Origin of the sequence: Streptomyces sp. NBC_01217, from assembly GCF_035994185.1 — a bacterium.
Lineage (GTDB): Bacteria > Actinomycetota > Actinomycetes > Streptomycetales > Streptomycetaceae > Streptomyces.
In genome coordinates this window covers 2859412-2880824 of record NZ_CP108538.1, presented here as the reverse complement: position 1 = coordinate 2880824, position 21413 = coordinate 2859412, and the positions used below count along the sequence as shown (strand labels likewise).

Here is a 21413-nt window from a genome sequence, read left to right as displayed (position 1 = left end):
TTGTTGTCGGCACTCGTCTGCTCCTTTTCAGCGCCGGTCATGCGAGTGGGCGCCGCCGTGCCGGCGCCACCCGGTACCACTCCTCGACGCGCTGTGCGACCCTGGGCCAGTCCAGCTCTGCGGCCGCGCGTGCCCCGAGCTCACTCATCCGCGTCCGGCCCGCTTCGTCGTCGAGCACGGTGCTCAGGACATGCACCAGATCCGCCTTCGACCCCGACGGAAAGATCCGGTAGGCGTCGCGGACGGTGACCACCGGATGGAGTGTGGCGTCGGATGAGACCACGACGGGCGTGCCCAGTGCCAGCGCCTCCAACGCCGCCGTGGGCACGCCTTCGCCCTTTCCGGAGAGCCTGCGCGACGCAAGCACGAACACGTTGGCCCGCCGGACCAGGTCGTAGACCTCCTGCTGGTGCAGCGGACCGACCAGCTCGACTCCCGGGCCCGCCGCCGCAAGCCGGCTGAGGCGATCCCGCTCCGGGCCTTCGCCCGCGATTACCAGGCGCAGCCCCGGCCGAATGCGTGCCAGTTCGTGGAACGCCTCAATGAGCAGACCGTGGTTCTTCATCGGGTTCAGCGCGCCGACGCTGACGATCAGGCCGCGCTCACGAGCCGGGGCTTCAGCGGGGGACGGCATGGCGGACAGCTCCAAGCCGCTGGACATGGTGAGGATGCGTTCCCCGTCCACGCCGCGCGCCACGAGGTCGGCGGCAGTTGCCGAGCCCAGGGCAATGAATGCCTTCACATACCGGAAAGAATGCCGGGCGAGCCACTGATGCCGGTCCGCGAGCGCCGCATGGACCGTGAGGAACAGCGGGATTCCAAGCCGTCGGCACACGGGCCCCAGCCAGGCGGTCTCGATGTGGTCGCCGTGCAGATGCACCAGGTCCACGCCGCGCCGAGAGGAGCCGGCGCAGAGGTTTCCTACCGCTGCGGCGGCTTCCGCCGCGAACGCAAATCGTTCGGAAGCCGGCGCCAGCATCCGGGACGGGGCGGTCCTCTGCAACGGCAGCCGCGTGGTTCCGATCGGTACCGTCGCGCCGTGCCGGAACGCCATCGTCACCCGGTTTCCGGCCCTGACCTGATGCCGTGTCAGGCACTCGACATGGCGTTCCATCCCACCCTGCATCGGGGGGACCCGGTAGCTCACCCGCACGATGTGCATCGCCGCGCTACTCCACTTCGCGTGCGGGCTCGTCACCTGACCACCGCTGCGGTCACCGGTGACGGCCGCCCGTGACCTCGTGTGCAATCGAATCACTGAAGGATCGCGGCACAGCGCGCCGCTTGCCGGGTGCCGCGCCGGTCCTCACCGGAAAGGACCAGCGGCGGGACCACGCGCCGAAGCTCGGGCGCCAGGTCCGCGCAGGCGAGGGGTCGGTTCGCAGTGCGCGACCCCGGCCCCTCTGGGCGTACGAACGCCGACCACTTGACAGGCTCGGGCTGCGACTCGCTTCCGTCTCCGCCTCACCCGCCGGGTCGACCGGCGTCCTGACGGAGTCCAGCGGCAACCGGGCACCACCGTGGCGGGCCGGGCGTTCCTGAGCATGCGAGGGAGGTCCGGTGCCGTGTCGTGGGAGCGGCCGGGCCCGGGCATGCGGACGGCGTCCCGGCCGAGCCCGGGACGCCGTGATCCGCCGTGCGGATGTCTCGCTCCGTCATGAACTGCGGCGACGGCGCACGGCCATCAACGTGCCACCACCCGCCGCGATCAGCCCCGCCGCAGTGCCGCCCAGCGCCAGGGCCTTCTCGCTGCCCGTCGCTGCGAGCTGCGGCCGGCTGTCCCAGTGCCCCGGTCCGCCGGATGTGGCGTTTGTGCCGAGCCCACCGCGTCCGCCGGGTTCGCTGCGGCCTGCACGGTGGTCGTCGTCCAGCACTCTGATACGGGTGGAGTACTTCAGTTTGGGGTGACGGCTTTCCAGCTCGAAGGTGTGGCGTCCAGGCTTGGTGCGCCAGGGGATGGTCACCCTACCTGCGACGACTCCCTGCGAGTTCGCCCTGAACCTGCCCAGGACGACCTCGCGCGAGTGCAGCTTTGCGGTGACCAGCTGGCGGGCGGCGAAGCACGTGCTTCGGAAGCGCAGCCTGTCTCCTGCGTGCACCGTGGTGGCGGAGAGGGTCAGACACGATTGCGGTGGGGGATACGGTGGCGGGTTCTGCTGCGCGTAGGCGGCTTGCATCCCCACCAGCGGTGCAGTGACGAGCACGGCAGCTGATGCTGCCGACGCCAGGGCAATCCGCCATTTGGGTGATGTCGTCATCTTCTTCACTCTCCTCTGCTTCAGTTCGGGCCAGGTTGCAGCGTCGGCCGTAAGCAAGATCTGGATGCCAACATTTAGTACATGGAATAAATGAGATATATGTACCGACTGGCGTGGTTCTGTCCAGAAGTCACCCGATGGTGTAGTGCTTGCTTCTCGATGGCCCACGCCGTCACCGTGTGCGCCGCCCGGGGCGTTTGACGGGGCGACACAGGGATGGCTCCCGCAGCTGAAGCGTGCGAGTCCCTATCGTCAGTTGTGTACATAGGGAACAGAAGATTCCATTTCGGGTGGTTCCCTCGGTCCCATGAGGGGTGCAGCGTGGATCTCCACGGATTCTTGAAGGCTCTTGCCAGACGCTGGCCGACCGTCGTGGTCTGTCTGGTTCTCGCGATCGGGGCGGCGCTCGCCGCGACGAGCTTCAGTACACCCGTCTACGAGGCGAGAACCCAGCTCTTCGTCGCCACCCGCACCGGCGAGGACACCACCGAGCTGAACCAGGGGCAGAGCTTCTCGCAGGCGCGCGTCCAGTCGTACGCCGCGATCGTGACCACCCGGCAGGTGACCCGGCCCGTGGTGAAGGAGCTGCGGCTGCACACCACCCCGGAGGAACTGGCGTCCCGGATCACCGCCGTCGCCCCGCTCAACACCGTGCTCATCGACATCACCGTCCGGGACACCAAGCCCGAGCGTGCGGCGCGCATTGCCAACGCCGTGGCGCAGCGGTTCAGCGCGGCCGTCGAACGACTGGAGGCGCCCAAGCGCGCGCACGGTTCGGAGCGGTCCCGAAGCAGCCGTAAGCGCGACGATGCCTCGCCCGTCTCCCTGGGCGTCACCCAGGAGGCCATCGCGCCCACCGGTCCGGTCTCGCCCCGCCCGCTGCTGAACCTGGCCGCAGGAGTACTCAGCGGCCTGCTGCTCGGCGCCGGACTCGTCGCCCTGCGCGAGACCCTCGACACCACGCTCAAGACGAGCGAGGCGCTGGGCGAGCTCACCGCGCTGCCGGGTCTCGGAACCATCCCGTTCGACAGGACCGCCCCCCGGCAGCCGCTCGTCAGCGCCGAGGGGCACTCCAAGCGCGCCGAGGCCTTCCGCAAGCTGCGTACCAACCTTCAGTTCTCACAAGTCGACGACCGGCCCCGGATCATCGTGGTGACGAGTTCCGTGCCCGGGGAGGGCAAGACCAACACCTCAGTGAACCTCGCCCTCTCGCTCGCCGAGGCAGGCGTCTCCACCTGTCTGGTCGACGCCGACCTGCGCCGTCCGTGTGTGGCCCCGACCTTCGGCCTTGTCCAGGACGCCGGTCTGACCACGGTGCTCATCGGACAGGCTCGCATCGAGGACGTGATGCAGAAGGTCGGCGGCCAGCTCTCGGTGCTCGCCAGCGGCGCCGTACCGCCGAATCCCACTGAGCTGCTCGCCTCGGCACGCATGAAAGAGGTGCTGCGCGAGCTGGCGGACACCTACGAGGTCGTGATCCTCGACACCGCGCCGCTGCTGCCGGTCGCCGACACCGTCGGACTCGCCTCGCTGGCCCAAGGCGCGCTGCTCGTCGTCCGCGCCGCGAAGACCAGCCGGGATCAGGTCCGCACTGCCGCGGAATCGCTGGACTGCGTGGGTGTCCGCCTCCTCGGCACCGTCTTCAGCATGGCCCCGGTCTCCAAGGGCGGGCGCTACGGCACCTACGGACGGTACGGCCAACTGCCCGCTCCTCGTGCGTCGGCTCTGCAGAGGGAGGCCGTCACGCCCGCGGGGGCGCGTGGCGCGAGCGAGAAATGAGCCGGGTCCTGTTCGTCTGCACGGGCAACGTGCACCGCTCGGTGCTTGCCGAGCGACTGCTGGCCGCGAAGCTTCCGTCCGGCTCGGCCGTGCGGCCGGAGAGCGCCGGCACAGAGGCGTGGCCCCGGCCCGGCATGGAGAGCTCCACCAGAGCGGTGCTGGAGAAGCTGGGTGGTGACGGCTCCGGCTTCGCGGCCCGCCCGCTCACCGCGGAGCTCGTCGCGGGAGCGGCGCTGGTCCTCGGGCTCGCCATCGAGCACCGGGAGGCGGCCGTGCGGCTCGCGCCGTCGGCGATGCGGCGCTGCTTCACCCTGAAGGAGTTCGTGCGTCTCGCCGCGGGGGGAGTCGACGAAGCGGGGGGCGGGGAAGGCCCGCGGGTCGTGGACGGCTTCGACGTCGTGGTCGCGGCCGCGGCCAGCCGTCGGGGTGGCACCCCGGTCCCGCCGGTCGACGACGACGTTGCGGACCCGTGGGGGAGGGCCAACCCTGTGCTGTACGGGTGCGCCCGCGAGATCGACGGGGTGGTGAGCACGCTGGCCCGGTTGCTGGGCGGCAGGGCCGGCGTCTGAATCGAGGATCCACGGAAGAGTTCGACCGCAAGGATGGGCAGAGTCAAGAGCTGAGCGCTTGGCGCCAGTCTCCACTTTTGAAGATCGGCGGCCTGTCCCTCCGAGGCTGCTATCCAAGTTGCCGTCGGGCTCGCGGGTGCGTGGCTGCCGGTGGATCGGGGGACGGGCAAGCCCCAGCAGTTGAAGGTGGAGGACGGTGCGGTGTGGCAGCTCGGCGACTCCGGGCGCATTCATGTGCCGCACCCTGCGTGTCCCCAACGACATCGACTACGAATGCCTACTCCGCCAGCAGCAACCCGACGGTTCATGGGATCCCGCACCCATCTGGGATGTGGTCTCCGCATCCGGGCTCGGCTACAACCGGGCCCTCGACACTGCGTTCGCCGCCCAGGCCATGCGCCTTACCGTACGACCCACAGCGGACAGGATGACCGTGAAGCCCTCAGCGCCGCCACTCCAGCAAACCACCGTTGCCTGAACCGGCGAAGTCCAGTGGGATCAGCCGGCGCCGGCCTGCTTGCGGATCTGGTCCGGTGACCCAAAACGCTCCTGGCCTCAGCCTCTCGGGCATGGCGGCGACCGAACCCCTGGCGGCCGCGCGGGGGCTGCCGACGTACCCAGTTACAGAGCGTATTCCGCCGTCCGTGGCGAGCGGGCGCCCCATGCGTCTTTGACTGGGGCGTTCGGCGCCATGCGCCTCGTGGTGCACCCGGATGGCGCATACGTTGAGCGGTAGCCGCATCGGTGTTACTGCCGCCTCTTATGCCGTGCTCGGCATCCCGCAAGGCGTGAGGCGATCGCCTCACCGTCTCGGACCGGGCAGGATCGAGGAGGGCGGAGCAGGATCGGACCGGATGGAGATATCCGGTTCACCGGCGAAGCTGCAGGTGAGGCGCGTCACCGGGATAGGTTCGAGCCCCATCTGCCCCACTGCCGCTTTCCCGGCAGAAACGTTATGACCTGCGTATATGCAAGCGACAGGGCCCTCATGGATTCCGTGGGGGCCCTCACCGCAGCCCCGGACGAAGATCAAGTGGGCGCGCCACGGCCCGGCGAGTCGCGTGCCGGATCTCCCGTGCCGTCAGGGGTCGTGCGGGCGGGCCCGATTGGGGGCGCGAGCGTTGCCGTGGGCAAAGGTCTCCGGTCGCGGAAAGCCCCCTGGATCCCAGGCCTCCCGGAGGGTGTGCCAGAGAGTCACATACGACAACGCTACGAAGGTTTATGGTGTTTCATGAGTTTTATCCGAAATACGGCTTGCACGACTTGTTGGTTGTTATGGGTCGTCGTAGTGTCGAAAGTGCCGCAGCAAGAGCAAGGAGCGGCTCAGTAGCACCCTCCAAAGGAGACGAAGATGAACGTACGCAACATCTTCGACCACAGGGACAGGGATTACGGCGGTTACGGACGAGGCCGTGGCCGAGGACGGGGACGCGGATACGGCTGGGGCCGTGGACGCGGTGGCTATGGCCGCGGCGGTTACGGCCGTGGTGGCTACGGTCGCGGCGGTTATGGCCGCGGCGGCTACGGGTGGTACTGACCCCCGACATCCCCGACTCCATCCCCGAATTCGAGGCAGGCCCGCGCTACGGCGCGGGTCGGCCTCGCGGTTTTGGGGTCCGCGCCTATGGAGATGGTCCATAGCCCGAGCACCCGTGAGACGTGACCCCGCATGCGCCTTCGCAGCTCGCTCCGGCCCACAGGGCCTCCCGAAGAGACTTCCCCGGACCCGGTGACGGATGTCCCGATCCGCACGGACCCCATCAGCATCCTCGTGGCGTTCCGTCGCTTCTGGCCGCTGACCAAGGGTGACCGGCACTGGCTGATCATCATCTTCGCGTGCACCATCGTGGCCGCCGTCGCCGAGACCGTCACGGTCCTGCTCTTCGCCAAACTCACCGACACCGCACTGCAGACCGGCTCCGTCAGTGCCTTCTGGAAACCTGCCGGTCAGTGGCTGGCCGTGGCCGTCATCGGTGCGGTGGTGGGATATCTGGGCAACTCGATCGCCGCCTGGGTCGCCGAACGCTTCGTGATGCGGCTGCGGGCACGTGTATTCAGTCATCTCCAGACGCTCCCGCCGCACTTCTACCAGCGCAATCGTCGCGGTGACCTGGTGGAGCGGCTGACCGGTGACGTGGAGGCCATCGAAGAGCTCGTGGTCTCCGGCATCGTCGGGGCGGCCTCCGCCCTGTTCAGCACGGTCTTCTACGCCGCAGCGGCTGTGTGGCTGCGCTGGGACCTGGCCCTCGCCACCTTCGTCATGGTGCCGTTCTTCTGGTTCACGACCACCCGTTTCGCCGCGCCGCTGCGCGCGGTGTCCCGGCGCGGCCGCGCAGCGGACGGTGCCATCACGGCGGTGGTCGAGGAGACCTTGGTCAACGTCGTCATGACGCAGGCGTACAACAGGCAGCACGACGAGGAGGAGCGGCTCCTCACCAAGGCACGCATCCGGCTGAAGGCTGCGGTGAAGGCCGTGCGCCTCACCGAGTTCTACGAGCAACTCGTCGAGGTCCTCGAAACGTTGTGCGTCCTGACGATCATCGGCCTGGGGGCGTGGGAGATCTCCGAGGGGCGGATGACCCTCGGCCAGCTCCTGGCCTTCGCCGCCTTCATCGGCTACCTCTACCCGCCGATCCGCTCACTGGGCCAGCTCGGCCTGACGGCCACCGCGGCGACCGCGGGAGCCGAACGGCTGCTGGAGATCCTCGACGCCCGGCCCACCGTCACCGACCCGGCCGCATCCGTACCCGCCCCGCCCCGGAGCCGCGCGCTCGGCGAGGTGGAGGCACGCCAGGTCTCCTTCCGCTACCCCGGCGGCAGCGAGCCGGTCCTGCGGGACCTCTCGTTCAGCGCGAGCCCGGGGGAACTGCTGGTCATCACCGGGCCCAGCGGTGCGGGCAAGTCGACCCTGGCGGCCCTGCTGCTGAGGTTCTACGACCCGGACGCCGGCAGCATCCGGCTGGACGACGTCTCCGTGGACGAGCTTCCGCTGACGTATCTGCGCCGGAACATCACGCTGCTGCCCCAGGACACGCTCGTCCTGCACGACACCATCGAGGAGAACATCGCCTGCGGACGCACCGATGTGACTCACCGTGACGTCGTGGAGGCCGCGCGTGCGGCCGACGCCCATGCGTTCATCGGCACCCTGCCGGAGGGATATGACACTGTCATTGCGACAGGTACGTCACGACTCTCCGGCGGCCAGCTCCAGCGCATCGCCATCGCCCGTGCCATGCTGCGCGACGCACCCGTCCTCCTCCTCGACGAGCCCACCGCCGGACTGGACAGACTGGCCGCACAGCGCATCCTCGCACCGCTGCGGCGGCTCGCCGAAGGCCGCACCACCATCGTGATCACACACGATCTGGCCCTTGCCGCGGACGCCGACCGCATCCTGGTCCTGGACGAGGGCCGTCTGGTGGAGTCGGGCACGCATACCCAACTCCTGGGCCGGAAGGGTCTGTACGCCGATCTCTTCGAGCGTCGTACCCAACCGCACAACGGCACCGTGTACTCGCCTGCCCGCCCGTCAGGGATTCACTGGCGGTAGACGGGTGGACCAGCGGGTACCCGCCGGTCGTTACCATCCGCTGTGACCGAAACAGCCGAAGAACCTGCACACCGCACACGAATACTCGCCGACCTCACCCCGCTGCGGACCTCCCCCGACTACCGGCGGCTCTGGTTCGGGAACACGGTTTCCTGGATCGGGCAGGGAATGACGGCGCTCGCCGTCTCGCTCCAGGTCTACGACATCACCGGGTCCGCCTTCTCGGTCGGGCTCATCGGCTTCTGTTCGTTCCTGCCGCTGGTCGTCTTCGGTCTGTACGGCGGGGCCGTCGCCGACACCATCGACCGGCGCAAACTGGGGCTGATCAGCTCCTCCGGGTCGTTCGTCCTCTCCATCGCACTGGTCGCCGCCACCGTCGCCGGGGTGGAGCAGGTGGGACTGCTGTACGCGATCGTCGCCCTGCAGGCGGCCTGCTTCGCGGTCAACGCACCGGCCCGCAGCTCGATGATCGCCCGGCTGCTCCCGGCCGAGCAGCTGCCCGCCGCCAACGCCCTCAACTCCATGACCGGCACCACCGGCACGCTGGTCGGGCCGATGCTCGGCGGGATCGTCGTCGGCTGGTGGGGATACCGGGCCGCGTACACCGTCGACGCCGTCACCTTCACTGCCTCGCTGTACGCGATGTGGCGGCTGCCCTCGATGCTGCCGGAGCGCAAGGAGGGCACGGGCGACAAGCGCGCATCCGTCGCGGACGGGCTGCGCTTCCTCGGGACCAGGCCCAATCTGCGGATGACCTTCTTCACCGATCTGTGTGCCATGGTGCTGGCGCATCCCCGGGCGTTGTTCCCCGTCGTCGCCGTGGTCTGGTACGGAGGCGACGCGAAGACCACCGGGCTGCTGGTCGCGGCTCCCGCGCTGGGGGCGCTGCTCGGCGGGGTGTTCTCCGGATGGCTGGGACGCGTCCGTCGCCATGGCCTCGCCGTGCTCCTGGCCGTCGCCTCCTGGGGCACCGCCATCGCGGTCTTCGGGCTGACCAGGCAGCTCTGGCTCGGGCTGCTCTTCCTGGCGCTCGCCGGGTGTGCGGACACCATGTCGATGGTCTTCCGGAACACGATGCTCCAGGCGGCGGTGCCGGACGAGATGCGGGGACGGCTGCAGGGCGTGTTCATCGTCGTCGTGGCGGGCGGACCGCGGCTGGGCGACTTCCTGGCCGGATCGGTCGCCGATCTGACATCGCCCGGTCTGGCGGTGACCGGCGGCGGGATCGCCTGTGTCGTCGCCGTATCGCTGCTGGGACTGCGGTGGCGGTCCTTCGCGCGGTACGACGCGAAGGACCCGCAGCCCTGACGGCTCAGCCCTCGGACGGCCGGGGGCGTACGACGGCGCGGGCGAAGCCCAGCTCCACCAGGTCCTGGGGGCGCAGCCGCAGCTGGCCGGCCGTGTCCCGCACCTCGTCCGGGGTGCGCTTGAGGATTGCCGCCGCCGATTCCGGGGCGATGACGGAGAAATAGCTGTCCGGGGTGACATAGGTGTTCCCCGGCGCCGCCAGGGCCAGTGCGCCGCCCGAACCGCCCTCTCCGATCACCAGCGTCGTGACGGGGACCCGTGCCCCGGCCACCGCCGCGAAGGCGTCGGCGATGGCCGCGCCCGCGCCCGCCCGTTCCGCCTCGGCGTCGTTCGCCGCGCCCGGGGTGTCGATCAGGGTGAGCACGGGAACGCCGAGCCGGTCGGCCAGCCGGATCACCCGGGCCGCCGTGCGGTATCCGGCCGGGCGGGTCGCGGTGCCGCCCTGGGCGACGTACGCGATCGTGCGCCCGTCGCGCCGCCCGAAACCGCAGAGAGTCCCCGGATCCGTACCACCGCAGCGGTCGCCGCTGAGCGGGAGCCGGTGGTCGAAATACCCGTCCAGATACGCCCCGGCGCGCGGCCGCGAGGGGGAGCGGGCCTGCCGGACCGCGTCCCAGCCGGTCGCGGGGAGGCCGGTCACGGAGAGGGCGTCCGGCACGGGGGCGGGGCCGGGGTCCGGGGAGCCGGGGGGCTGGAGCACCTCCAGCCAGCGGGCCACCGTCTCCCGGAGCTCGTCCGGCGGGACGACGGCATCGATCTGGCCCGCGGCCAGCTGGCCCTCGGCGGTGTACGCGTGAGGGTCCGCGTCCGCGGGCCGCACCCGGGATCCGGCGAACCCGACCTGGGCGCCCGGCAGCGCCAGGATCACATCGGCGCCCGCGCCCAGCGTGGCCCAGCCGCCGCCCGTCGTCGGGTCGCGCAGGACCGCGAGCTGCGCGGGGCCGGACGCCCGCAGCCGTGCCGAGGCGCGGGCCACGCGCTGCAGCTGGGTCAGGGCGACCATGCCCTCCTGCATCCGGCTGCCGCCCGTCGCGATCAGCGAGACCAGCGCAAGCCCCCGGGTCCGGGCGGCCTCGTACGCCGCCTCCAGCCGGTCCCCGGTGCGCTGCCCCAGCGAGCCGCCCAGGAATCCGAACTCGAACGAGACCAGGACACAGCGCTGCCCGTCGACGGAGGCGAGGCCGTGGACGACGGACTCCTCCTCGCCGGTGCGGGCGGCGGCGCGGGCCCGAGAGGCGGCGTACCCCTCCCAGGCGAGGGGCCCGTCCCCGGCGGAGTCACGGCCGGGCGCACCGGCTTCGGCCAGCTCCTCGAACTCGGTGGCGACGGCCGCTATCGCCGCCCTCGCCGTCAGCCGGTCAGCCATGGAGCGACCGCTTCATGATCTTGCCGAGGTCGTTGCGGGGCAGCGCGTCCAGGTAGCGGACGGTGCGCGGGCGCTTGTGCGGGGACAGCTGGGCGGCGACATGGTCCGCGAGCTCCTCCGCGGTCGGGGGCGCGGCGGGATCGGCCGCCACCACCCAGGCGACGATCCGCTCGCCCAGATCCGGGTCCGGCTCACCGGTGACGGCGGCCTCGCGGACGCCGGGGTGGTCCAGGAGCGCGTTCTCGATCTCACCGGCGCCGATCTTGTAGCCGCCGCTCTTGATCAGATCGGTGGCCTTGCGGCCGACGATCCGTACATAGCCGTCGGCGTCACGGGTGGCCATGTCCCCCGTACGGAACCAGCCGTCCCCGGTGAGCGCGGCGGCCGTGGCGTCGGGGCGGTTGAGATAGCCGGTGAAGAGGTTCGGGCCGCGCACCTGGATCTCGCCGATGGCATCGGGTGCGGCCGCGTCCCTTGTGAGGACGGTGCCGTCCTCCTCGACCAGGCGGAGCTCCACGCCGCGCAGGGGTGCGCCGACCGTGCCGGGGCGGGGTTCGCCGTCGGCCCGGACGCCGGTGTTCATCAGGGTCTCCGTCATGCCGTACCGCTCGATGACCCGGCGGCCGGTCGCCGCCGCGATCCGCTCGTGGTCATGGACCGGCAGCGCGGCCGACCCGGACACCAGCAGCCGGGCCCCGGCCAGCGCCTTCGCCAGCTCGGCCGCACCGGGGGCGGAGCTGTCGAGGGCCTCGGCCAGCCGGTGGTACATCGTCGGTACGCCGAAGAGCATCGTGCCGCCGGACGAGAGCTCCCGGGCCACCGCTTCGGTGGAGAACCTGCCCAGGTGCCGCACCGATCCGCCCCGGCGCAGCGGGCCGAGCACGCCCAGGATCAGACCGTGCACATGGAACAGCGGCAGGGCGTGGACGAGCACGTCCTCACCGGTCCACTGCCAGGCGTCCTCCAGCGCGTCCAGCGACGCGGCGATCGCCCGCCGCGGCAGGATCGCGCCCTTGGGCGGGCCCGTGGTGCCGGAGGTGTAGACGACCAGCGCCGGGGACTCGGGGGAGGGCTCGGGCAGCGCGACGCCACCGTCCCCGCCCGGAGCCGTATCGGCGTCGACGTCGACATCGATACGCTCCAGCGCGTCCAGCACGGGCGGGAGCACATCGCCCGCCCCGGCCAGCACGGCGGCCGGTTCGCTGTCGGCCACGATGTGCGCGAGTTCGCGCGTCCCCGTCTTCGGGTTGAGCGGTACCGCGGGCACCCCGGCCCGCAGCGCTGCCACGACGGCGACCACGGTCTCGGGCGTGGGCGTGGCCCAGACGGCGACCCGCCCGGCACCGGCCAGACGCGCGGCGAGCACGGTGGACGCGGTGGCCAACCGGTCGTACGTCATGGTGTGTTCGCCGAACCGGGTGGCTTCCCGCTCGGAACCGTCATCCGCCACAAACAAAAGAGAAGTCACCCCCCGCACCCTAGCGGCGCAACACACCCCCGGCCCTACCCCCGCTGAAGCCCCGCATCCGCCCGTACGCGTATACACACCCCGCCAGCGCCAGGTCCGACAGCAGCATGAAGCCGATCGAGTACGACCCCTTCGCGCTGTAGATCGCCCCCATCACCAGCGGCGGCACAAAGCCCCCCAGGCCCCCCATCGCACCGACGATCCCGGTCACGCTGCCGACCTTCGCCTGAGGTGTCACCTGGGAGACCAGCGCGAAGATGCTGCCGCTCGCGGTGCCCAGGCCCGCCGCCATGCAGAGCAGGGCGATCGTGCCGCCGGGGGCCAGTCCCGGGTCGAAGGCCTGGACGATCGCCATCAGGGCCGCCAGAGCGAGTGCCGCCGCCGTGACCAGCGCCGGGTGGACGCGGTCCGAGAGCCAGCCGCCGATCGGCCGGAAGACGACCGTGACCAGGGCGAACCCGGCGGCCTTCGCACCGGCGTCGGTCGGCGAGAGGCCGTACCAGGTCTTCAGATACGTGGGGAGATAGACGCCGAACGCGACGATTCCGCCGAAGCCGATCGCGTACAGCGCGGACAGCTCCCAGGTGACCCGCAGCCGCCCCGCGTCCCCCAGCCGGTGGGCGAGCGAGTCGGTCGGCACCGGGCGGTCCGGGTGGTCGTTGATCAGCACGGCGGCCAGCGCCGCGTACACCACGAGCGCCGCCGCGACCACCAGGAACGGCAGATTGTCGCCGTGCTCGGCGATCCGTGGGGTGAAGTACCCGGACAGGGCGACCCCGCCCATGCCCATGCCGAACACGCCGAGCGCGAGCCCCCGCTCGGCGGGCGGGAACCACGAGTTGACCAGCGGGATGCCGATCGCGAACGTCGTACCGCCAAGACCCAGCAGAAAGCCCACGGCGAGCATCGCCCCGTACGAGTCCCTCGCCGGGATCAGCAGCAGCACGGGCACGATGGTCAGCGCCGAGACCAGCGGGAACATCAGCCGGGCGCCGTACTTGTCGGTGAGCGCCCCCGCCGCGATCCGGCCCAGCGAACCGACCAGTACCGGCACCGCGACCAGCAGCGACTGCTCGAACGAGGTCAGGCCGAGCCGCTCCTTGTACTCCCCGGACATGGGCGCGATCAGATTCCAGGCCCAGAAGGTAAGCCCGAAACCGATCGTGGCCATGACGAGGTTGCGATAGGCGGCGACCCCCGCGCCGACCAGGGCGGCGGGCTGCTTGACGGCTGTGTCCACCCCATCAGTCAAGGGCGGGCGCGGTCCGCGAGCCCGCCGGGCTGCGCCATGCGGGGCAACGCCGCCGGGCGCCGCGCACGGCTGCGGGGAAAGGCCCCGGATGCGCCTTGCGAAGTCATAATCCGGACAAAGCTGCGACAATCGCGGTATGGACCGTCTGGACAGGGAAATCCTAGGCATCCTGCAGGAGGATGCCCGGATCTCGTACCGCGATCTGGGTGTACGGGTCGGGCTCAGCGCCAACGCCGCGGCCGACCGGGTGCGCCGGCTGCGGCGCGACGGCGTCATCCGCGGCTTCACCGTGATCATCGACCCGGCCGCCGACACCCGCACGGGCCTTGTCGTCTTCATCGATGTGTCGCTGCGGATCGACACGACGAACGAGGTGTTCGAGCGGGCGGTGCTCGCCCTGCCCGGCATCACCGAGGTGGTCCATGTGACCGGTGGCCACGACTATCTCGTACGGGCCACCGTCGCCGACACCGCGGGCCTGGACGGACTGCTGCGCAGACTCAAGCGGGAGGCCGGTGTCGCCCACTCCAACACCCGCATCGCGCTCAGAGCGGCGCCTGCCAGATGACGGTCGAGGAGCGCGAGCCGTCCTCGTCGCGGCCGTTGTCCGCGACCGCCAGGCGTACCGCGGCCCGCCCGTCCGGCAGCACGGCCGACGCATCCACCTCCACCTCGATCGCCGACACCCCGGCCCGCCGGTGCGCGGCCGCGAGCGCGCTCCGCAGCGCGCCGAGCAGCTGCCGGTCCACGGGGTCCCGGACCAGTGTGTCGACCGCCCCGCTGAAGTGCACCGACGGCTGGAAGCCGAGAACGGCGGCGGCGCCCCTGGTCTCCCGCAGCACCCGACCGCGGAATGTGGCGGGGGCCTCGGCGGGCGGCTGCTGGAGGGCGAAGATCGCCGTCCGCACCTCCTGAATGGTGGAGTCCAGCTCGTCGACGGCCTTGCCGAGCAGCTCGTCCGTCTCCGGGGCGGCGGCCTTGCGACGGGTCGACTCCAGCATCATCTCGGTCGCGAACAGCCGCTGGACGACGAGGTCGTGCAGATCACGGGCGATCCTGTCCCGGTCCTCGTACACCGCGAGCTGCTCCCGGTCGTGCTGGGCGTCCGCCAGGACCAGGGCGAGCGCGGCCTGCGAGGCGAACTGCGAGGCCAGCAGCCGGTCCACGGCCGTGTACGGGCGGGCGCCGCGCCGCCGGGGCAGGGCGAGGGTGCCGATCAGCCGCCCGCCGCTCTGCAGCGGCAGCATCATGCTGGGGCCGAACCGCGACCGCACATGCGTCGTCATCCGCGGATCGGTGGCCGAGTCGTCGATGAACACCGGCTCCCCGCCCAGCAGCTGGACCAGCACGGCGGAGCCGGGCTCGATGGTCGTACCGACGATCCCGGCGGGGTCGTCGAGCGTGGACGCGGTGACGATCTCCATCCCGCCCTCCGCGGTCGGCTGGAGGATCACCCCGGCGGAGGCGTCGGCGAGCGCCCTGGCCCCCTCGGCGACGGTCATCAGCGCGTCGGTCGCGTTCCCGCCGGTCAGCAGGGTGGTGGTGACGGCGGCCGCCCCCTCGATCCAGCGCTCCCGCTGCCGGGCGGCCTCGTACAGCCGCGCGTTGCCGATCGCGATTCCGGCCTGTGTGGCCAGCACCCGCAGCAGCGCCATGTCCGTATCGGTGAAGTGGCCGGTGCGCTTCTCGGTGAGGTAGAGATTGCCGAAGACCTCGTCCTGCACCCGGATCGGCGCCCCGAGGAAGGAGTGCATCGTCGGGTGGCCGGGCGGCACCCCGCTGGAGCGCGGGTCGGTGGCCAGGTCGTCCGAGCGCAGCGGCTGCGGTTCGTCGATGAGGACGCCGAGCATCCCCGAGTGCCCGTTCGGGAAGCGGCCGATGCGCTGCCGTCCGGCGTCGTCGAGGCCCGTGGTGAACAGCTCGGTGATGGTGGAGCGCTCGGGGTCGAGCACACCGAGCGCGCCGTATCCCGCCCCGGTCAGCGCGGTGGCGGTGTCCACGATCTGCTGGAGGGTGGCCCGCAGTTCGAGATCGGTGCCGATGCGCAGCACAGCTTCCAGGAGCATCGGCAGCCGGGGCGTCCGAGGGGTGCCGGCCGGCTCTTCGCCCACCGGCCCCGCGGACGCGTCCGCCGCCGTCTCGTTCGCCGATTCCTCGGTCATGCGCCGCACCCCCCGCTCTGTTCAGCAGGCGAGCGGGTCGAGAACCATCGGCTGGATCTTGCCGTCCAGCATCGCACCGAGCCCCAGTACGGAGCAGACGTCGGGCCGCTCCGCGATGTGCACGGGCACGCCCGTCGCATCCCGCAGCATCTGGTCGAGACCGGGCAGCAGCGCGCTGCCGCCGACCATCATGATCCCGCAGTCGGCGATGTCGGCCACCAGGTCGGGCGGGCAGTCCCGCAGGATCTTGCCGAGGCCGTCGAGCACCGCGGTCAGCGGGGCGTGGATGGCCTCCCGCACGGCGGCGGTGTCGACCTGCACCGAGCGGGCCAGACCGGTCGCCACGTCACGGCCGTGGATCTCGGTCGTGGCGGGGCCGTGCGCGGTCAGACCGCTGCCGCTGAGCGCCAGCTGGAGCGGGCGCACGGACTGGCTCGGCAGCATCAGGGCGTGGTGCTGGCGCAGATGCTGGATCACCGCGTGATCGATGGCGTCGCCACCGACCGGGATGCGTACGGCGGTCACGATCGAACCGAGCGAGAGCACCGCGATCTGCGTGGTCGCCGCCCCGCACACCATGATCATGGAGGCGGTCGGCTGCTCGACGGGGAGCCCGCAGCCGACGGCCGCCGCGATCAGGGTGTCGACCAGCTCGACCCGCCGGGCGCCCAGTCCGACGAGTGTCTCGACGGTGGCCCGCTGGGCGAGCGGATCGCTGTCGTGCGGGGTACAGGCGGCGGCCCGCAGCCGAGGCTTGCGGCGCAGCTGGCGGCGGAGCTTGTCGCCGAGCAGCTGGCGGAGCATGCGCTGGGCCATGTCGATGTCGATGACGGTCCCGCCGGTGACCGGGCGGACGACCCGGATGTAGTCGGGGGTGCGGCCCGTCATCTGTTCGGCGAGCGTGCCGACGGCGATGAGCGAGCCGGTACGGGTGTTCATGGCGGCGGCGCTCGGTTCGTCGACGACGAGCCCGAGCCCCTTGACGTACACACGGGTCCGCGCGGCCCCGAGGTCGACGGCGACATGGCAACGGCGCAACTGCTCAAGGCTGACGGTCACGGCAGGTTCTCCCGAGAGCGCTGATCGGAGGTACCGGCGGCGGCCGGCTCTCTTCGCATCGTGCGCCGTTCGGAGTCATCGCGCGCGTCGGGATGGGCCGTGGGAGGTACGGGCTGACAGGCCGGCAGAGGAGTGCGGTACGCCGGGATCAGCCGGGCAGAAGTCGCTGGAACAGCCCCCAGGTGAATTCGGCGACATACGGCTCACCAGTGGTGGGCGCGGTGATCGCGAGTGCCCACCGGGTCGGCGCGCTGCCCTCCATCGGACGGGCCGGTGCGAAGGCCCGCGCGACCTCGTCCACCGTGCTCGACCAGGGGCGCAGATCCTCGACCGCACGCAGCTCGGGGCCCTGCGCTCCCTCCGCCCTGACCAGCCATTCGTTCCATACGGCCCCGCCCGGCGCGACCATCACCTCGAAGCGCAGATCGGGCCAGAGCGGCACCGGCCACAGCAGCGCGTCGCACTCCAGGTCGCCGATCGTGCGGTGCACGCAGGACTCGGGCTCGCCGAGCACCGAACGGTAGCGGCGCAGGGCGCCCCGCCCGCGCGGCGCCCGCACCATGGCCTGCCAGCGGCGGTTGGCCTCCCGCATCTCGGCGAGCGAGGCGCTCAGCTCCTGCCGGGCGTCGTCGACGAGGGCGGGCTGGTGGTCGGCCATCCGGCGCAACAGGACAAGCTGGAACTCACGAGGACCAAAAGGTGTGGGCGCGGTCATGGATTCAACGGTTCCACACAGGATCCTCACCTGAGCCACTTTCGGGGTTGTCCTACCGGCATCTAATCTGCGGGCGCGATGGATTACTGCCACCCCTGTCAGCGGCATCTCAATGGCGCCCTGGCCTGTGCCGGATGCGGAACCCCCGCCGAGGCACTGAGCCACTACGCGACGCCCGCGCACTCCGGTCACGAACCGGATGCGGAGCGCGAGACGCCCGCACCGCCCCAGCCCGGGGGCCGACGCCGGGGGCGCAGTGCTGCCCGGTCCGCACGCGGCGCACGGGGTTCCCGCAAGGCGGACCGGAGAGCCGGGACGGAGGGACGCGGCCGCCGCGCACACCGCCGTCGCGGCCGGACGGCCCTGTTCACCGTGCTCGGCGTGGTGCTCGCGGCCGGGGCGCTGAGCCTGGCCGAGCTGGCCATCGAGCCGAACGGCGGCGACGGCGCCTCGGAGTACGTACGCGAATCGGTCTCGGTCACGACCGAGCCCGCCCCGGACCCCTCCGCGAGCGACGCGCCCGAGGGGCCGGGCCCGGTGGACGGCCCCTCCGTGCTCCCGGCCACCGATTCGCATCCCGCCGAGGCCACGGGTACCCGCGGGGCGACGGGCGAGGCCCGCCCGGCGAGTTCCGACGCCGCATCGGCACCGGCCTCCACCGCGCCCTCCGACTCCGCGGACCCGTCCTCCAGCCCCACCGGGGAGACGCCCGGCGATCCCTCGGACTCCCCCCGGCCCAGCGGCAAGCCGACGAAGTCCACGCCTCCGGCCCCGCCCACGCCCAGCCCGACGCCCACGCCGACTCCGTCCGAGCCGTGCTGGTTGTGGTTCTGCTGGTGAGTGGTTCGCCCCGTCGCCCGGCCCCCGGCCGCGCGATGTCCTCAGTCGCGGCGCGGGACTGACTCGCCCAGCATCCGCCGCAGCAGGTCCCGCAGCACCGCCCGGTCCCCGTGCGACAGCTCGGCCAGCGGCTCCCGCGCGAAGGTGAGCGAATCGCGCAGCTCCCGCGCCGTCCGCGCGCCCTTCTCCGTCGGCGCGGCCAGCTTCACCCGCCGGTCGGCCGGGTCCGGCCTGCGCTCCACCAGACCGCGCGTCTCCAACCGGTCGACGATGCCGGTGACGTTCGACGGCTCGCACTTCAGCTTCTCGGCGATCCTGCGCATGGGCAGCGGTTCCAGGGAGAGCAGCCCGAGCACGCGCGCCTGCGCGCCGGTGAGGGAGTGGGCCGCCGCGGCCTCGTCGTACTCCTCGTAGTAGCGCGCCACGACGGTACCGATGAGCTCGACGACTTCGAGGGTCAGAGGGTCTGTGCGAGTGGGGGCCATGACACCCAGAATAGCCGGTTACTTGACAACATGAAATATTTAGGAGCATGGTTGTTTCACAACATGAAGCATTTCCGCTTTCCCCGTCGGCCCCGGCCGGACCGGGCGAAGCTTCCCCCACCCATGAGGCATTGAGGAGACCCCGAGCCCATGTCTGCAGCACTTCCCACGTCCGGCCGTGAATGGCACCTCGTCGCCCGCCCCCACGGCTGGCCGAAGGCCGAGGATTTCGCGCTGCGTGAGGCCCCGGTCACCGCCCCCGGCGAGGGCCGCGTCCTCGTCCGCAATCTGTACTTCTCGGTCGACCCGTACATGCGGGGCCGGATGAACGACGTGAAGTCGTACACTCCGCCCTTCAAGCTCGACCACCCCATGGACGGCGGAGCGGTCGGCGAGGTCATCGCCTCGAACGCACCCGGCATCGCGGTCGGCGACCACGTCCTGCACGGTCTCGGCTGGCGCGAGTACGCCGACGTCCCGGCCAAGCACGCCGTGAAGGTCGACGCCTCGCTCGCCCCGCTCTCCGCCTATCTCGGCGTGCTCGGCATGACCGGACTCACCGCCTACGCGGGCCTCTTCGACGTCGCCTCCTTCAAGGAGGGCGACGCCGTCTTCGTCTCCGGCGCGGCAGGTGCGGTCGGCAGCCAGGTCGGCCAGATGGCGAAGCTCAAGGGCGCCTCACGGGTCATCGGCTCGGCCGGTTCCGACGAGAAGGTCAAGCTTCTCGTGGAGGAGTACGGCTTCGACGCCGCCTTCAACTACAAGAACGGCCCGGTCGCCGAGCAGCTGCGCCAGGCCGCCCCCGACGGCATCGACGTCTACTTCGACAACGTCGGCGGCGAGCACCTCGAAGCGGCGATCTCCTCGCTCAAGCTGCACGGCCGCGTGACCGTCTGCGGAATGATCGCCCAGTACAACGCCACCGAGCCGACCCCCGGCCCGCGCAACCTCGCCCTGGTCATCGGCAAGCGGCTGCGCATCCAGGGCATGCTCGTCGGTGATCACGCCGCGCTCCAGCCGCAGTTCGTCCAGGAGGTCGCCGGCTGGCTGGCCTCGGGCGAGCTGAAGTACCGCGAGACGATTGTCGAGGGCATCGAGAACGGCTTCGACGCCTTCACGGGCCTGCTGCGCGGGGAGAACACCGGGAAGATGGTCGTCTCCCTCGTCTGACGGATGCTCCGGCGCACCCGCTAGGCTCATCCGCAGGCCGTCGCGATCGTGGGCGCGAGTCGCGGCGCACAGCAGAAGGAATTTCCGGCATGGCCATTCAGGACATCACTGTCGCCTACACCGCCGTCGCCACCGCGGAGAACGGCCGTGACGGCCGCGTCTCGTCCGACGACGGCAATCTCGACGTCGTCGTCAACCCGCCCAAGGCCATGGGCGGAAGCGGCGCGGGCACCAACCCGGAGCAGCTCTTCGCGGCCGGCTACAGCGCCTGCTTCCAGGGCGCCCTCGGCGTCGTGGCCCGTCAGGAGAAGGCCGACATCTCCGGCTCCACGGTGACCGCCGAGGTCTCCATCGGCAAGACCGCCGAGGGCGGCTTCGGTCTTCAGGTCGCGATCGTTGCGACCATCCCGAACGTCGACACCGCCACCGCGCAGTCGCTCATCGAGAAGGCCCACCAGGTGTGCCCGTACTCGAACGCCACGCGCGGCAACATCAAGGTCGAGCTGTCGGTCGCCTGACCGCTCGCACCGCCCGCAACAGACCGAGGGCCGCACCCCCGACCGGGTGCGGCCCTCGGCCGTACAGCACGCACACCGCGGCGCAGGCCGCCCCCGCCCCACCAGTACCCTGACGCCATGCGTGATCTAGGGGCGGGCTTCGGCTACTTGATAAAGGGACAGCGGTGGGCCGGCGGGCACGGACGCTGGTTCGGCTTCGGGCTGCTGCCCGGACTCATCACGCTCGTCCTGTACGCGGCGGCGCTCGTCGGCCTCGGCTACGGCGCCGACGACCTGGTGGCCTGGGCGACCCCCTTCGCCGACGACTGGTCATCACCCTGGCTCGGCCTGCTGCGCACCACCCTGACCGTGCTGGTCTTCGTCCTCGGGCTCTTCCTCGCCGTGATCACGTTCACCGCCGTGACGCTGCTGGTCGGCCAGCCCTTCTACGAGTCCCTCTCCGAGCAGGTCGACCGCACGGAGGGCGGCGGGGTCCCCGAGTCCGGGCTGCCGCTCTGGCGGGAACTGTGGATCTCCGCCCGCGACAGCATCCGCGTCCTGGCGCGGGTGGGGCTGTACGCGGTGCTGCTCTTCGCCCTCGGATTCATTCCGGTCCTCGGCCAGACCGTCGTGCCCGTGATCGGGTTCTGTGTCACCGGCTACTTCCTCGCCGAGGAACTCACCGCCGTCGCGCTCCAGCGCCGCGGCATGGTCCTGAAGGACCGGCTGGTGCTGCTGCGTGGCCGCCGCATGCTGACCCTCGGCTTCGGCGTACCGCTGGGACTCGCCTTCCTCGTCCCGTTCGTCGCCGTGTTCCTGATGCCGGGCGCCGTCGCCGGAGCCACTCTGCTGGCCCGTGATCTGGTGGCGCCCGAGGAGGACGGGGACCGGATCCCCACCCCGTACACCCTCGACAAGGACTGAGGAGACCC

At 71.1% G+C, this 21413-nt stretch carries 18 protein-coding genes; 9 read left to right on the top strand and 9 right to left on the bottom strand.

Annotation, left to right across the window (positions count from 1 at the left end):
- Nucleotides 1–37: 37 nt before the first annotated feature.
- Nucleotides 38–1114 carry a glycosyltransferase family 4 protein gene (locus OG507_RS12605; protein ID WP_327367285.1) on the bottom strand — a complete coding sequence of 359 codons (1077 nt, stop codon included), beginning with the start codon at nucleotides 1112–1114 and terminating at the stop codon, nucleotides 38–40.
- Nucleotides 1115–1655: 541 nt separating this feature from the next.
- The gene (locus OG507_RS12600; protein ID WP_327367284.1) at nucleotides 1656–2267 is read right to left on the bottom strand and encodes a hypothetical protein; all 612 of its coding nucleotides are present in this window, start codon (nucleotides 2265–2267) and stop codon (nucleotides 1656–1658) included.
- Between the two features lie 312 nt (nucleotides 2268–2579).
- On the opposite strand from OG507_RS12600, the gene OG507_RS12595 reads away from it, so the two are divergent.
- The 4 genes from OG507_RS12595 to OG507_RS12580 all read left to right on the top strand — a co-directional run bounded on the left by OG507_RS12595 (nucleotide 2580) and on the right by OG507_RS12580 (nucleotide 9467).
- Complete coding sequence (locus OG507_RS12595; protein WP_327367282.1) at nucleotides 2580–4037, top strand: polysaccharide biosynthesis tyrosine autokinase; 1458 nt, start codon at nucleotides 2580–2582, stop codon at nucleotides 4035–4037.
- Nucleotides 4034–4606 (top strand): arsenate reductase/protein-tyrosine-phosphatase family protein, encoded by a 573-nt coding sequence (locus OG507_RS12590; protein ID WP_327367281.1) that lies wholly within the window; start codon nucleotides 4034–4036, stop codon nucleotides 4604–4606. The genes OG507_RS12595 and OG507_RS12590 overlap by 4 nt, the downstream gene beginning before the upstream one ends.
- Nucleotides 4607–6275: 1669 nt before the next feature.
- Nucleotides 6276–8159 (top strand): ABC transporter ATP-binding protein, encoded by a 1884-nt coding sequence (locus tag OG507_RS12585; RefSeq protein WP_442810971.1) that lies wholly within the window; start codon nucleotides 6276–6278, stop codon nucleotides 8157–8159.
- Nucleotides 8160–8201: 42 nt separating this feature from the next.
- Nucleotides 8202–9467 carry an MFS transporter gene (locus OG507_RS12580; RefSeq protein WP_327367279.1) on the top strand — a complete coding sequence of 422 codons (1266 nt, stop codon included), beginning with the start codon at nucleotides 8202–8204 and terminating at the stop codon, nucleotides 9465–9467.
- 4 nt (nucleotides 9468–9471) lie between these two features.
- Here the strand turns inward: OG507_RS12580 and OG507_RS12575 are convergent, their stop codons facing one another.
- The 3 genes from OG507_RS12575 to OG507_RS12565 are packed head-to-tail and all read right to left on the bottom strand — an operon-like array spanning nucleotide 9472 to nucleotide 13541.
- Nucleotides 9472–10833, bottom strand: a complete 1362-nt coding sequence (locus tag OG507_RS12575; RefSeq protein WP_327367278.1) for a carboxyl transferase domain-containing protein — start codon at nucleotides 10831–10833, stop codon at nucleotides 9472–9474.
- On the bottom strand, nucleotides 10826–12301 hold the full coding sequence (locus tag OG507_RS12570; RefSeq protein ID WP_327367277.1) for an acyl-CoA synthetase: 1476 nt from the start codon (nucleotides 12299–12301) through the stop codon (nucleotides 10826–10828). The genes OG507_RS12575 and OG507_RS12570 overlap by 8 nt, the downstream gene beginning before the upstream one ends.
- Nucleotides 12302–12311: 10 nt before the next feature.
- Entirely contained in the window at nucleotides 12312–13541 is a 1230-nt protein-coding gene (locus tag OG507_RS12565; RefSeq protein WP_442810970.1) for an MFS transporter, read from the bottom strand.
- Between the two features lie 148 nt (nucleotides 13542–13689).
- Between OG507_RS12565 and OG507_RS12560 the strand changes: the two genes are divergently transcribed.
- Nucleotides 13690–14121: an Lrp/AsnC family transcriptional regulator gene (locus OG507_RS12560; RefSeq protein ID WP_327367276.1), complete on the top strand. Its 432-nt coding sequence runs from the start codon at nucleotides 13690–13692 to the stop codon at nucleotides 14119–14121.
- Here the strand turns inward: OG507_RS12560 and OG507_RS12555 are convergent.
- The 3 genes from OG507_RS12555 to OG507_RS12545 form a co-directional block, all read right to left on the bottom strand.
- A complete protein-coding gene (locus tag OG507_RS12555) occupies nucleotides 14099–15715 on the bottom strand; it encodes a GAF domain-containing sensor histidine kinase (protein WP_442810969.1) in 1617 nt (538 codons plus the stop codon). The two genes, OG507_RS12560 and OG507_RS12555, sit on opposite strands and share 23 nt — an antisense overlap.
- Before the next feature lie 21 nt (nucleotides 15716–15736).
- Nucleotides 15737–16774, bottom strand: coding sequence for a rod shape-determining protein (locus OG507_RS12550; RefSeq protein WP_327367275.1), 1038 nt, complete (start codon nucleotides 16772–16774; stop codon nucleotides 15737–15739).
- A 148-nt stretch (nucleotides 16775–16922) separates the two neighbouring features.
- On the bottom strand, nucleotides 16923–17489 hold the full coding sequence (locus OG507_RS12545) for a hypothetical protein (RefSeq protein WP_327367273.1): 567 nt from the start codon (nucleotides 17487–17489) through the stop codon (nucleotides 16923–16925).
- A 78-nt stretch (nucleotides 17490–17567) separates the two neighbouring features.
- On the opposite strand from OG507_RS12545, the gene OG507_RS12540 reads away from it, so the two are divergent.
- Nucleotides 17568–18329, top strand: coding sequence for an SCO2400 family protein (locus OG507_RS12540; protein WP_327367271.1), 762 nt, complete (start codon nucleotides 17568–17570; stop codon nucleotides 18327–18329).
- Nucleotides 18330–18370: 41 nt separating this feature from the next.
- On the opposite strand, the gene OG507_RS12535 is transcribed toward OG507_RS12540, so the two are convergent.
- Complete coding sequence (locus tag OG507_RS12535) at nucleotides 18371–18814, bottom strand: MarR family winged helix-turn-helix transcriptional regulator (protein ID WP_327367270.1); 444 nt, start codon at nucleotides 18812–18814, stop codon at nucleotides 18371–18373.
- A gap of 150 nt (nucleotides 18815–18964) precedes the next feature.
- Here OG507_RS12535 and OG507_RS12530 point away from each other — a divergent pair, with 150 nt between their 5' ends.
- The 3 genes from OG507_RS12530 to OG507_RS12520 all read left to right on the top strand — a co-directional run bounded on the left by OG507_RS12530 (nucleotide 18965) and on the right by OG507_RS12520 (nucleotide 21405).
- Entirely contained in the window at nucleotides 18965–19984 is a 1020-nt protein-coding gene (locus tag OG507_RS12530) for an NADP-dependent oxidoreductase (RefSeq protein WP_327367269.1), read from the top strand.
- An 89-nt stretch (nucleotides 19985–20073) separates the two neighbouring features.
- On the top strand, nucleotides 20074–20502 hold the full coding sequence (locus OG507_RS12525; RefSeq protein ID WP_327367268.1) for an organic hydroperoxide resistance protein: 429 nt from the start codon (nucleotides 20074–20076) through the stop codon (nucleotides 20500–20502).
- A 117-nt stretch (nucleotides 20503–20619) separates the two neighbouring features.
- On the top strand, nucleotides 20620–21405 hold the full coding sequence (locus OG507_RS12520; protein WP_327367267.1) for an EI24 domain-containing protein: 786 nt from the start codon (nucleotides 20620–20622) through the stop codon (nucleotides 21403–21405).
- Nucleotides 21406–21413 lie beyond the last annotated feature (8 nt).

Bases quoted from the DNA above. Each gene is read 5' to 3' on its own strand.
- OG507_RS12605 (WP_327367285.1), bottom strand. From the start codon at position 1,114: ATGGAACGCCATGTCGAGTGCCTGACACGGCATCAGGTCAGGGCCGGA.
- OG507_RS12590 (WP_327367281.1), top strand. From the start codon at position 4,034: ATGAGCCGGGTCCTGTTCGTCTGCACGGGCAACGTGCACCGCTCGGTG.
- OG507_RS12585 (WP_442810971.1), top strand. From the start codon at position 6,276: ATGCGCCTTCGCAGCTCGCTCCGGCCCACAGGGCCTCCCGAAGAGACT.
- OG507_RS12575 (WP_327367278.1), bottom strand. From the start codon at position 10,833: ATGGCTGACCGGCTGACGGCGAGGGCGGCGATAGCGGCCGTCGCCACC.
- OG507_RS12560 (WP_327367276.1), top strand. From the start codon at position 13,690: ATGGACCGTCTGGACAGGGAAATCCTAGGCATCCTGCAGGAGGATGCC.
- OG507_RS12555 (WP_442810969.1), bottom strand. From the start codon at position 15,715: ATGACCGAGGAATCGGCGAACGAGACGGCGGCGGACGCGTCCGCGGGG.
- OG507_RS12545 (WP_327367273.1), bottom strand. From the start codon at position 17,489: ATGACCGCGCCCACACCTTTTGGTCCTCGTGAGTTCCAGCTTGTCCTG.
- OG507_RS12540 (WP_327367271.1), top strand. From the start codon at position 17,568: ATGGATTACTGCCACCCCTGTCAGCGGCATCTCAATGGCGCCCTGGCC.
- OG507_RS12535 (WP_327367270.1), bottom strand. From the start codon at position 18,814: ATGGCCCCCACTCGCACAGACCCTCTGACCCTCGAAGTCGTCGAGCTC.
- OG507_RS12530 (WP_327367269.1), top strand. From the start codon at position 18,965: ATGTCTGCAGCACTTCCCACGTCCGGCCGTGAATGGCACCTCGTCGCC.
- OG507_RS12525 (WP_327367268.1), top strand. From the start codon at position 20,074: ATGGCCATTCAGGACATCACTGTCGCCTACACCGCCGTCGCCACCGCG.
- OG507_RS12520 (WP_327367267.1), top strand. From the start codon at position 20,620: ATGCGTGATCTAGGGGCGGGCTTCGGCTACTTGATAAAGGGACAGCGG.